This window comes from Candidatus Methylomirabilota bacterium (assembly GCA_035764725.1).
In the GTDB taxonomy this organism is placed as follows: Bacteria; Methylomirabilota; Methylomirabilia; order Rokubacteriales; family CSP1-6; genus DASRWT01.
In genome coordinates, this window is sequence record DASTYT010000049.1 from 92,447 (window position 1) to 103,737 (window position 11,291).

Annotated in this window: 10 protein-coding genes; 9 read left to right on the top strand and 1 reads right to left on the bottom strand. The window is 71.5% G+C overall.

Going from position 1 to position 11,291, the window contains the following annotated elements; all coding sequences use genetic code 11:
- Positions 1-3: 3 nt before the first annotated feature.
- A complete protein-coding gene (locus tag VFX14_08715) occupies positions 4-2,832 on the bottom strand; it encodes a fused MFS/spermidine synthase (protein HEU5189757.1) in 2,829 nt (942 codons plus the stop codon).
- Between the two features lie 87 nt (positions 2,833-2,919).
- On the opposite strand from VFX14_08715, the gene aroQ reads away from it, so the two are divergent.
- From aroQ to VFX14_08760, 9 genes are all read left to right on the top strand, one after another.
- Positions 2,920-3,435 carry a type II 3-dehydroquinate dehydratase gene (aroQ, locus tag VFX14_08720; protein HEU5189758.1) on the top strand — a complete coding sequence of 172 codons (516 nt, stop codon included), beginning with the start codon at positions 2,920-2,922 and terminating at the stop codon, positions 3,433-3,435.
- Positions 3,428-4,495, top strand: coding sequence for a sigma-70 family RNA polymerase sigma factor (locus VFX14_08725; protein ID HEU5189759.1), 1,068 nt, complete (start codon positions 3,428-3,430; stop codon positions 4,493-4,495). The genes aroQ and VFX14_08725 overlap by 8 nt, the downstream gene beginning before the upstream one ends.
- 7 nt (positions 4,496-4,502) lie before the next feature.
- Positions 4,503-6,026, top strand: coding sequence for an acyl-CoA carboxylase subunit beta (locus tag VFX14_08730; protein ID HEU5189760.1), 1,524 nt, complete (start codon positions 4,503-4,505; stop codon positions 6,024-6,026).
- A 31-nt stretch (positions 6,027-6,057) separates the two neighbouring features.
- A complete protein-coding gene (gene cobS, locus VFX14_08735) occupies positions 6,058-6,807 on the top strand; it encodes an adenosylcobinamide-GDP ribazoletransferase (GenBank protein HEU5189761.1) in 750 nt (249 codons plus the stop codon).
- Positions 6,808-7,455 carry a histidine phosphatase family protein gene (locus tag VFX14_08740; protein HEU5189762.1) on the top strand — a complete coding sequence of 216 codons (648 nt, stop codon included), beginning with the start codon at positions 6,808-6,810 and terminating at the stop codon, positions 7,453-7,455.
- On the top strand, positions 7,452-9,005 hold the full coding sequence (locus VFX14_08745) for an ABC transporter substrate-binding protein (GenBank protein HEU5189763.1): 1,554 nt from the start codon (positions 7,452-7,454) through the stop codon (positions 9,003-9,005). The genes VFX14_08740 and VFX14_08745 overlap by 4 nt, the downstream gene beginning before the upstream one ends.
- Positions 9,006-9,125: 120 nt before the next feature.
- On the top strand, positions 9,126-9,578 hold the full coding sequence (locus VFX14_08750) for a prepilin-type N-terminal cleavage/methylation domain-containing protein (GenBank protein ID HEU5189764.1): 453 nt from the start codon (positions 9,126-9,128) through the stop codon (positions 9,576-9,578).
- The gene (locus tag VFX14_08755) at positions 9,575-11,053 is read left to right on the top strand and encodes a hypothetical protein (protein HEU5189765.1); all 1,479 of its coding nucleotides are present in this window, start codon (positions 9,575-9,577) and stop codon (positions 11,051-11,053) included. The genes VFX14_08750 and VFX14_08755 overlap by 4 nt, the downstream gene beginning before the upstream one ends.
- A gap of 89 nt (positions 11,054-11,142) precedes the next feature.
- Positions 11,143-11,291: leucine zipper domain-containing protein (locus VFX14_08760; GenBank protein ID HEU5189766.1), on the top strand; the 149-nt coding region annotated here is incomplete at its 3' end.

The following is an 11,291-nucleotide window of genomic DNA, read 5'->3' on the forward strand; positions in this document are numbered from 1 at the left end:
TCGTCAGCGGAGCACGAGCGTCATGGCCACCGGATCGTCAGTCGGCCGCCACTGGCCGCCGCGCTCCTCCCACGTCCGGTAGGCGACCAGGAGCTTCTTGATGGCGACGTTCTCCGGGGCCAGCGCCGCCGCGCGCTCGAAGGCGGCGCGCGCGCGGGCCGTGTCGTAGATGCGGGCCGCCGCGGCGCCGAGCAGATACTGCGCCCGGGGGCTCTTGGGATCCGCGGCCGCCGCGCGCTCCGCGAATTCGAGGGCGCGCCCATAGCGGTTGAGCCGAAGCGACGCGGCGGCCGCGCCCTCCAGCGCAGCTGCGTACCCGGCGTCCCGCGCCAGTGCGTCCTCGAACTGCGCGAGGGCCTGTCGCATCATCGCCTGCCGCGCGAGGGCGAACCCGACCGCGGTCCGGGCGTCGGGCGTCGCGAGGAGCGCCTGACCCTCGCTGGAGAGCAGGGGCAACGCGACGCGCTGGGCGCCCGTGACGAGCATGCCGTTGCTCTCGGCGGTGTTGAGATAGAGGGACCGCGGAGCGGAGAACTCTAGCGGAAGACGATCGTCGGTATTGAGCTGGGCGTCGGCGACGAGGCGCGCCGTGTCCTCGGTGCCGAGCCGGAAGTAGCTCAGGAAATCGGGCCAACCGGGTGTCGGGCCGAAGAGGCGCCGCGCCGCCGGATTGCCAGCGAGCCGCTCCTGCACGGCGCGGAGATCGACGGGACGCGGCTCGACCGATCCCACGAGGAGGAAGTCGCCGGGGGTGGCGGCCCAGACAGCCGTGGCGCGAAAGACCGAGGCGAAGGTGCGGATCACCATCTTCAGGTCCTCGGCCTCGAGCGCGTACGCCTGCACCCACTGCACCATCACGCCGCCCGGCTGGAGGCGGTCGCGCGCGTGCTGGAACATCTCGACGGTGAAGAGCGATGCGAGCCCGCCGATCCAGGGATTGGAGGGCTCGGACACGATCACGTCGTAGCGGCGGGGCGTGATCAGCAGGTAGTTCCGCCCATCGGCGATGGAGACGTGGACCTTGGGGTTGTCGAGCACGTTGGCGTTGAACGCGCCGAAGAAGCGCGCGGCCTCCACCACCGACGGCTCGATCTCCACGAGATCGAGCCGCTCCAGCGGATAGCCGGTGATGGCGCCCGCGGTGACCCCGCTGCCGAGGCCGATGACGAGCGCCTGCTTGGTCGTGGGATGCAGGAGCATCGGCAGATGGCCCAGCATGAGCTGGGTGACGATGTCATAGCTCGTGGAGGCGTCGGTCTTTCCGTTCACGCGCAGGAAGAGGTTGTCGCTCTCCTGGTGGACGGTCACGGTGGCGGTCGGGCCGTCACGGTAGTAGAGGATCTGCTTGGGGACGGCGCGCGTCCTGAATTGCTCCCAGCCGAGGCGCTGGTACTGCTGCGCGTACACCGCCACGCCGCTCGACAGCACGTCCCGGCTCCACGCGGGAAGGAACCAGGCGCCCCCCGCGAGGGCGATGGCGAGCGCGGCGGCGAGCTGTCGCCGGCGGCGCACGGGGCGCGGCGGGCCCAGGAAGAGGGCGACAGCGAGCAGCAGGTTGCCGACCAGTGCCGCCCGGAACGACGCGTGAAGACCCAGGGCGGGGATCAGCACCAGGCCGGCGAGCGCGCTCCCCGCGATGGCGCCCAGCGTGTTCACGGCGTAGGTGCGCCCCACGTCCTCGCCGGCACGGCCCGCGCCCCCGGCGGCCGCGGACACCGCGCACGGAAACGTGGCGCCGATGAACAGCGTGCCGAGGAGCAGGGCGGCGATGGAGACCACGATCTGGGTGAGCTGAACCGCCGCCGGGGCATCCGAGTGGGCGAAGCCCCGGAGGAACAGGGCGGGGAGGCGATCGTACACGAGCATCGCTCCGGCGGTGGACAGCGCGATCGCCATCTGGAGCACGGCGAAGCGTCCGGGCGTGGCCGGGCGCCGGCCCCGTATCCACGAGTAAAGGGCGCTGCCACCCGCGATGCCGATGAGGAACGCGAGGAGCATGGCGGTGAACGCATAGGTGGAGCTTCCGATGATGAGGGCGAGCGCGCGGGTCCACCCAACCTCGTACACCATCGCGATGGCGCCGGAGACGCCCAGGGCGAGCACGGTCGCGCGGCCCTCGGGGGTGAGCGGAAGCGGCGCGGTGACGTCGACGGCGAGCACGGGAGCGGGCTCGGGGCGAAACCGCGCGTACCCGATGGCGAGCGCACCCACCACGAGATTCGCGGCGGCGGCGCAGGCAAGACTCCATCGATTCCCGATGGCCGGAAGCAGCAGATAGCCGGCGACCGCCACTCCTGCGACCGCGCCGAACGTGTTGATCGCGTAGAGGACGCCGACGGTGCGACCCAGCCGGCCGGGATCCCGCGTCAGCGCCTGGGCGAGCACGGGAAGCGTGCCCCCCATCAGGGTCGTCGGCACGAGGAGCACGAGGCCGACGAGGACGAACTGCACGAGCGTGAAGGTGCCGTACGAGAGGGCCAGGCCGCGGGCGAGAGCGAGGTAAGCCGCCGCGGCGGCCGCGAGAAGCAGGGGCAGCAGCGCACAGTAGACGCCGATCCCCACCTCGAGCCAGCCGTAGGCCGCGATGAGGTTCTTGAGCCGCGGCGCGCGCCGCGCGAGCAACCAGCTGCCGAGCGCGAGCCCCGCCATGAACGCCACCAGCACCGTGGTCGTGGCGAGCACGGTGTGACCGAACACGAGCCCGAGCATCCGCATCCAGACGATCTGGTAGACGAGGCCCGTCGCGCCGGAGAGGAAGAAGCAGATCGCGAGGAGGAGGAACACACGGGCATGAGCGGCGTAGGGGGGAGCCGGAGACTCGGCGGTCGCCATGGATGGGCTGCCACGACGATACCGCAGCCCACTGCTGAGTTCCAAAGGTTGCTGCCCGCGGTCGGCGCGGTGTATCCTCCGCCTGCGATGCCGACCCCGCCGGGCGTTGATGTGCTGGTCCTGCACGGGCCCAATCTCAACCTTCTCGGGACACGCGAGCCCGCGGTCTACGGCCGCACCTCCCTGGCCGAGGTGGACCGCCTGATCGCCCGCCACGCGGCCGCGCGCGGGACCCAGGTCACCTGCCGCCAGTCCAACCACGAAGGGCAGCTGGTGGAGTGGATCCAGAGCGCCGCGGCGGAGGGGTTTCACGCGGTCGTGATCAATCCGGGCGCGCTCACGCACTACTCGGTCGCGCTGCGCGACGTGATCGCGGCGGTGCGCGTGCCCGTGGTGGAGGTTCACCTCTCGAACATCCACGCGCGGGAAGAATTCCGCCGCCACTCCGTGACGGCGGCGGCCGCAGCGGGCCAGATCTCCGGCTTCGGCCCGTCGAGCTACGTGCTGGGACTGGACGCCGCGCTCCTCCTCGCAGGTCGCGCGGCCGCCGCGTCGCGTCCGCGGGCCCGACGTCCGGCCAAGCGGCGCGCGCGCGGTGAATGACGTCCCCGACACCCCCGTCCAACCGTCGTCCCGACACGTAGCGGAGCCGGACGAGGGGGACCTCATCCGCCGCTGCCAGGCCGGTGACGTGGCGGCGTTCGAGCCGCTCGTCGAGAAGTATCGCGGCCGCGTGTGGCGGCTGGCCTACCAGGTGCTACGGGATCGGGAAGAGGCGCTCGACTGCGCCCAGGAGGCCTTCGTACGCGCATTCCAGTCCTTATCGAGGTTCCGCGGCCAGTCCGCCTTCTACACGTGGCTGTTCCGGATCACGCTCAACGTGGCCACCGACCGACACCGCGCGAGGGGGGCGCGGGCGCGCGCCTTCGGCGCCGAGCGGGTGACGGAGGACGAGTGGGCGCGCAGCGCGACGGATGCCGGCCCGCGCCCCGACGAGGCGGCGGCGGGCATGGAGCGGCGCGAGCGCATCCGGCGGGCCCTCGATTCCTTGCCGCCCAAGGCACGAACGATTATCATGCTCAGTGATATCGAGGGGTTGTCCTACCGTGAGATCGCCCAGGTGCTGGATTGTCCCATCGGAACGGTGATGTCGAGGCTTCATAATGCGCGCCGGAGGCTCCGCGCGGCGCTCGGCCCCATGCTTGCCGCGCTGCTGTGGCTCGGCCTGACGCTCGTGCCCGGGCTGGCCGACGCCGAGCAGATGATCCGCTTCGGGATCCGCGTGCTCCAGGCCTCGTCCCCCGAGCGGCCCACCCCCGTCAGTCCCGAAGCCGAGGCCGACGAGCGCCTGCGGAAGATCCTGCCGCGCCTGCGGACGCTGTTCCGCTACACCGACTACACCACGCTGGATCGACAGCGCGCGGAGGTGCCACTGGGCACCCAGCAGCGCTTCCCGCTGCCCGGCTCGCGGCAGCTCGAGGTCACCCCCGATCAACTGCAGGGGCAGTCGCTCCGCATGAGGGTACGTCTGCTGCGCGGCGAGCAGCCCGAGCTCCGCACGATCATGTCGGTGGCGCCGGGCGCCCCTGCCGTCCTGGGCGGCCCGCCCCACGGCGACGGCGTGCTCATCATCATCCTGTGGGCGAATCCGAATCCCGACTGAGCGCCCGGTGACCGAGGAGCGCTACTTCCGCGAGCGGGCCCGCATCGAGCAGGGCCACCTCAAGTACCGCGACAAGCTGAAGGACGAGGGCAAGCTCTTCGTCCGCGACCGTCTCCGCCTCCTGCTCGATCCCGGCGCCGAGTTCCAGGAAGACTTCCTCTTCGCCCGAAACCAGGAGGCGGACACGCCCGCCGACGGCGTCGTCACCGGTGTGGGCACGGTGGGCGGGCGCGCCGTCTGCGTCATGGCCAACGACTACACCGTGAAGGCGGGGTCGTGGGGCGAGAAGACGGTCCAGAAGATCGTCCGCATCCAGGAGCGCGCCCAGCGCCTGCAGATCCCCCTCGTCTATCTGGTCGACGCCGCCGGAGGGCGGATCTCGGAGCAGATCAAGATCTTCCCCGGGCGCTATCACGCGGGGCGCATCTTCTACAACGAGGTCCAGCTCTCCGGCGTGGTGCCGCAGGTGTGTATCCTCTTCGGTCCCTCGCCGGCGGGCTCGGCGTATCTTCCCGCGCTCACCGATCTCGTCATCATGGTGGACGGCAAAGCCAGTCTCTACGTCGGCTCGCCCCGGATGGTCGAGATGGCCATCGGGGAGAAGACCACGCTCGAGGAGCTGGGCGGCGCGCGCATGCACTGCACGGTGTCCGGCTGCGGCGACGTGCTGGCCCCCTCGGACGAGGAGGCCATCGCGCTGGCGCGGCGCTATCTCGCCTTCATGCCCGACTCCTATCGGGCGCGGCCCGCGCGGGTCACCCCGGCGGGGGCGCGCACCGGACGCCCCATCGAGGAGATCGTCCCCTTCGACCAGCGGAAGTGGTTCGACATGTACGAGGTCGTCGATCGCGTCGTCGACGAGGGCTCGTTCTTCGAGGTCAAGCGCCTTTTCGCGCCCGAGATCATCGTCGGTCTCGCGCGCCTGGACGGACGTGCGATCGGCATCGTGGCGAATCAGCCGAAGGTCAAGGGCGGCGTCCTGATGGTGGACTCGTCCGACAAGGCGGCGCGGTTCATCAACCTCTGCAACGCCTTCAACAGTCCCCTCGTGTATCTGGCCGACGTCTCCGGCTTCATGGTCGGCAGCAAGGTGGAGCGCGCCGGCATCATCCGCCATGGCGCGAAGATGGTCTTCGCGACCTCGCAGGCCACCGTGCCGAAGATCTGCGTCGTCGTGCGGAAGTGTTACGGGGCCGGGCTCTACGCGATGTGCGGGCCCGCCTTCGAGCCGGACGCCGCCCTCGCGCTCCCGCAGGGCCAGGTGGCCATCATGGGCCCCGAGCCCGCCGTCAACGCCGTCTACTACAACCGGATCATGGAGCTGCCTGAGGCGGAGCGCGCCGCCTACGTGAAGGCCAAGCGCGACGAGTACGCCGAGGACGTGGACATCTACAAGCTCGCGTCCGAGATGCTGGTGGACGGGATCGTGGCGGGGCGCGAGCTGCGCGCCGAGCTGATCAAGCGCCTCGCCTACGCGGAGTCGAAGCAGCAGGAGTTTCCGACCCGCCGCAACCCGATCCTCCCCGTCTGAGGCCGCGCCCGGAATCGGCGGGGGCCACGCCGTGACGAGCCTCGTCCTCGCGATTCGCTTCCTCACCGTCGTGCCGGTGCCCGGACGCGCGGGGACCGATCCGGGCGCGCTCGGCCGCGCCGCCTGGTGGTTCCCGCCCGTCGGTCTCGTCCTTGGGCTCGTCCTCGCCGCCGCCGATTACGGGCTCTCCCGCCTGTTCCCGCCGCTGGTGACCGCGCTGCTCGTGGTGAGCCTCTGGAAACTGCTCACCGGTGGCCTGCACCTGGACGGGCTCGCGGACTGCCTCGACGGGCTCGCCGGCCGCGATCCCGCGCACCGGCTCGCCATCATGCGGGACAGCCGGATCGGCGTGTTCGGCGCGCTCGGGCTCGTGCTCGTCGTGCTGCTCGCGTGCGGAGTCCTCACGGAGCTGCCCGTCGCGGCGCGGGGACCAGCCCTGCTGCTGGCGCCCACGGTCGGCCGTCTCGCGCCGCTCGTCGTGGGCGTGATCATGCGACCGGCCACGCCGGCGAGGGGATCCGGGGCCGCGTTCATCGATGCGCTGCCGGGCTGGGCCCCGCTCGTCCACACCACGGCGGTCCTGGTCCTGGGCGCGCTCGTCCTCGGGCCATTCGGGCTGGTCGTCGTGATCGCAGGCCTCGGCATCGCGCTGCTCGCGACCTGGGCGCTGGCCCACGGCCTCGGCGGCGCCACCGGCGACGTGCTGGGCGCAGGCGTGGAGCTGGCGGAGCTCGGCGTGCTCCTGGCGGCTTCGGCCCACGCGCGGCTGGGCGGGTTCTAGATGAGCACCGTGGTCTACCTGGTGCGGCACGGCGCCGTGGTCGGCGCGGAGACGCGGCGCTTCATCGGTCATCTGGACGTGCCGCTCTCGCCGCACGGCGAGCACCAGGTGGCGGCGGTGGCCCGCCGCCTCGCCGCGGTGCCCCTGGTCGCGGTGTACTCGAGCGATCTCGTACGCACGCGCCGGAGCGCCGACCTGGTCGCCGCGCCCCATGGCCTTCGCCCCATCGCCGTCGCCGGTCTTCGCGAGTTCGCCATGGGGCAATGGGAGGGGCTGACCGCCGAGGAGATCCGCGCCCTCGCCCCGGACGCCTTCGCCGCCTGGATGGCGGACGTGGGACGGTTCCAGTTCCCCGGCGGCGAGAACCTCGATCAGGTGGCGACGCGGTCCTGGGCGGCCTTCGAGGACATCGTGGCCGCGCACGAGGGGCAGCGCGTGGCGATCGTGGCGCATGGCGGGAGCCTGCGGGCCATTCTCTGCCGCGCCCTCGGGATGGGGCTGGACCGCCTGCTCGCCCTGGGCCAGGACTATGCGGGGCTCTCGATGCTGGAGCGCCCGGCGGGCGCCTGGAGCCTGGTGCTTCTGAATCACCACGAGCCCCTGGCGCTCGTCGGCGAGCCGGAATCCCGGGGCAAAGGCGCCCGGTGATCACGCGCCGGCATTTGCTCGGCCTGGGGGCGGCGGCGCTGACCGCGCGGCCCGGGCGCGTCGGCGCGGACACCCCCGTCCGGGGCGGGACCCTCAAGGTGATCGGGCCCGAGCCGTGGACGTTCGATCCCCACGCGCCTCACGGGGGCGACATCGCGGCGCTCGTGGGCTCGCTGGTCCGACGCCCCCTTTTCAAGCTGGCGCCCGACTTCACGCTCCAGCCGGATCTCGCGCTCAAGGCCGACATCTCCCGGGGTGGGCGCACCTATACGATCGCGTTGCGGCCCGGGGTGCGATGGGACGATCGCGCCCCGCTGCGCGGCCGCGAGGTGGTGGCCGAGGACGCGCGGTACTCGCTGGAGCGTGCGCTACGGCGGGCGCCTCTAACGGCGCGGCTCGGTCCGGTGGAGGCGATCGAGGCGACCGACCGCCATGTGCTCCGGATCGACCTGGCCGATGCCTTCGCGCCGCTCCTCGCCGCTCTCGCCGAGCCGTGGGCCGCGGTGCTGCCGCGCGAGCTCGAGGATCGCGCGGGCGAGCTCCGGACGGCGGAGGCCTTGGCCGGCTGCGGTCCCTTCCTCCTCGAGCGCCACGAGCCGGGTGTCAAGGCGGTGTTCGCGCGGAACCCCGGCTATCACACGAGGCAGCGGCCCTACCTCGATCGTGTCGAGTGGCTGTTCATCAAGGAGCGCGCCACCCGGCTCTCGCTCTTCCGCGCGGGGCAGGTGGATCTCCCGTTCCACGACGGCGGCCTCACGCGCGCGGAGGCCTCAGACCTGCGCCGGACGAATCCCGCGTACCCCGTCGCGTACTGGGACGGGCTGGGCGGCCGCCGGTTGGCGCTCCGCGCCGATCGGTCGCCGCTGGGCGACGCGCGAGTGAGGCGCGCGTTGGCCCTCGCCATCGACCGCAAGCGCTGGGTGAGCGAGCTGCTGGATGGCCAAGGGATCGAGGATTCCGGGCCCGTGCCTGCCGCCTTGCGCGAGTGGAAGCTCTCGGGACGCGCGCTCGGCGACGGCGCCCGCTGGCTCGCACACGATCCCGCGCAGGCGCGGCGGCTGCTCGACGAGGCGGGGCTGCCCCTCCGGCAGCGGATACGCTGCGCGGTGACACCGGGCGGCCCCGACGCGGCCGCCGAGCTCGATCGGCTGATCGCGAGCTTCAGGGACATCGGCGTGGAGCTTCAGCCCGTCGCGGAGGAGCCGGGCCGGGTCGAGGACGCGAGCTGGGGGCCGGTCGAGCCGGCCACCGAGGTGGACGGTCATCTCTACGGCGCCTACCGCTCGGGCCAGCCCGCGAACCGCAGTCTCGTGTCGGATCCGCGGCTGGACGAGCTCCTCGACGCCCAGCGCCGCGCCCGGTCTCGGCGCGAGCGGAAGGCGCTGATCGACGAGGTGCAGCGCCTCGTCGCCGACCAGGTCTACTATCTCTTCCCGCCGGCGCCGCAGCAGATCGCCTCCTGGGCTCCCTGGGTTCGCGGATATCAGCCGCGCGCCGCGATCGATCCGGGAGCGCAGCTCGAGTCGGTCTGGGTCACGCGACGCGGCTGAGCTCGTCGTCGAATTCCCGCCCACTCCTGATTCTCCCCGGATACAGGGGGTGTCCCCGATCGTGCCCACCTTGTGCGCCGCCGCTTCGCCTGCTACTGGTCCGGCACGGAGGACCAGGGCATGGCGATGGAGGCTCCGAGTCGGCGCGCGTCCGGGGAGACAGGCTTCACCCTGATCGAGATCATCGTCGCGGCGGCGGTGATCGGGGTGGGATTGGTCGGCGTGGTGGCGGGCTTCCTTCATGCCGTCGGCGGGCTCGAAGCCGGCCGCCAGCAGACGACCGCCGTCTTCCTCGCCGAGCAGCGCCTGGAGCAGCTCAAGGCCGTCGCCCTCGCCGATCTCCGCCACATCACCGCCGCCCGCTATTCGCCCGAAGGATACGGCGGCATCGTCAGCGAGGGGCAGGCGATGCCGGCCTACCGTCGCACGGTGACGATCACCGATGCCCCGGGGGGACTCGCCGGCGCGAAGCTCGTGGACGTCGACGTCTTCTATCGGCCGGTGGTCGGCTTTGGCGTGCTCGCGTCCGAGCGCTCGGTGCGGCTATCCGCCCTCCTCGCGTCGCGCCGATGAGGGTCCCCTCCGATCAACGCGGCGCCGCACTGCCGCTGGCGATGCTCTGCCTCGTCGCGCTCAGCGTGATGGTGCTCACGCTCCTGAGCCTCTCGGGCGTGGAGCCCCAGATCGCGCAGAACCTCACTGATACCGCCCGCGCCCGCTATCTCGCGGAGTCCGGCATCGAGTGGGCGTTCAAGCAGGTCGCGGCCTCGCCGGTCGGGGAGAACGGCGTCTTCGGCGCGAGCCTCTTCGCCGGCCCCGACATCGTCCCGGACACCGCGGACGATCAACAGCCCTCGGGCGTGCCGGGTCAGAACATCGCCGCGATGCTCACCGCGCTGAGCGCGCCGAGCCGGCTTCCCTCGCGGAGCGCTGCCGAGGGCGTGTACTCGGTGACGGTGCGGAACGACATTCTAGCCGGCGACGACAAGCTCACCGGCGTCGCACTGGACCCCGGCGACAAGCTCACCGATCGCAACGGCATCGTGATCGTGACGTCCACGGGGACCTATCGGAGCGCCACCCGCACCATCCAGGTGGTGATCAAGCGGGTCGGGATCCCGCCGTTCCCGGGCGCGGTGAACATCGCCGGCGACCGGGCGGAGCTGTTCCTCGGCAGCGGCAGCGCGGCCAGCGCAGACCGCGTCGACATCGACGGTCGCGACTACGACCGGAGCGGCGCCGAGAGCACCGCGAACCCGACCCGGCTCGGCATCCAGACGCAGCCCGGCGTCCAGTCGGATCTCGACATGTCGTACGAAGCGAGGGTCGAGACGCCGTTCGACGACGCGAACGTCTGCACCGGCGGTGACTGCAGCGCCGGGACGAGGGTCGCCAACCGTGCCGCGCGTCTCGGCGTCGTCAAGGGCAAGGATCAGTCCTCCGGCTCGGTCACGAGCGGACTCGGCGCCATCGGCCCCGACGCCTCGCTGAACCCGACCGTCATGACGAGCTTTCTCTCGCAGATCGTCTCGAATCCGGGCACCCAGGTCCTGAGCAGTACGGCGGCATGTCCCCTCGTCATGGCGGGAGGCGCCGGGGCCACGACGAGCACGCCCGCCGTGACCAATGGCTGCGGCCTGAGCCAGGCGGTCAACCTGGGGACGACGGGGGATCCCAAGATCGTCTACGTCCGGGGAGACCCGGGCGCTTCGACGTCGCTGACGGCCCTCACCCTGAGCGGCATGATCCAGGGAGCGGGCATCCTCATCGTGGAGGATGGTGATCTCCAGCAGCATGGAAGCCTGCGCTGGGACGGTGTCGTCATCGTGACCGGCCCGCAGGTCTCCATTGCGTTCCGGGGTGGCAGCACCACGACGATCTACGGCGCGCTCACCAGCATCGAGACACGTCCGAGCGCCGCGTCAGGACCGTACAGCGTCTTCATCGACGACGAGCTGGACTTCCGGACACGCATGAGCCGGCAGAACCTCGACATGGCCCAGCAGATGCTGGCGCTCCACACGATACTCAGCTGGAGGGAGCGCTAGGTGTGAACCGTCAGGAGGTTGTTCATCCGGGCCTCTTTTGCGAGGTTGGTGGTTGCGAAGCGACCAACACCGCAAGGACGGAGGCCCAGATGAACATCCATAAGAATGCCCGGACGACGCCGCGGAGTCGAGCCCAGATCGTGGCCCGGGTGCGCGGAGGGCACGAGGCGGCCGCGGCGGTGGCCACCGCCGTCGGGGTGAGCGAGCGGACCGTGCGGAAGTGGGTGGCCCGCTACGC

Excerpts from the sequence above, each read along its gene's own strand:
- VFX14_08715 (HEU5189757.1), bottom strand. The coding sequence starts at position 2,832 with ATGGCGACCGCCGAGTCTCCGGCTCCCCCCTACGCCGCTCATGCCCGT.
- aroQ (HEU5189758.1), top strand. The coding sequence starts at position 2,920 with ATGCCGACCCCGCCGGGCGTTGATGTGCTGGTCCTGCACGGGCCCAAT.
- VFX14_08740 (HEU5189762.1), top strand. The coding sequence starts at position 6,808 with ATGAGCACCGTGGTCTACCTGGTGCGGCACGGCGCCGTGGTCGGCGCG.
- VFX14_08750 (HEU5189764.1), top strand. The coding sequence starts at position 9,126 with ATGGCGATGGAGGCTCCGAGTCGGCGCGCGTCCGGGGAGACAGGCTTC.
- VFX14_08755 (HEU5189765.1), top strand. The coding sequence starts at position 9,575 with ATGAGGGTCCCCTCCGATCAACGCGGCGCCGCACTGCCGCTGGCGATG.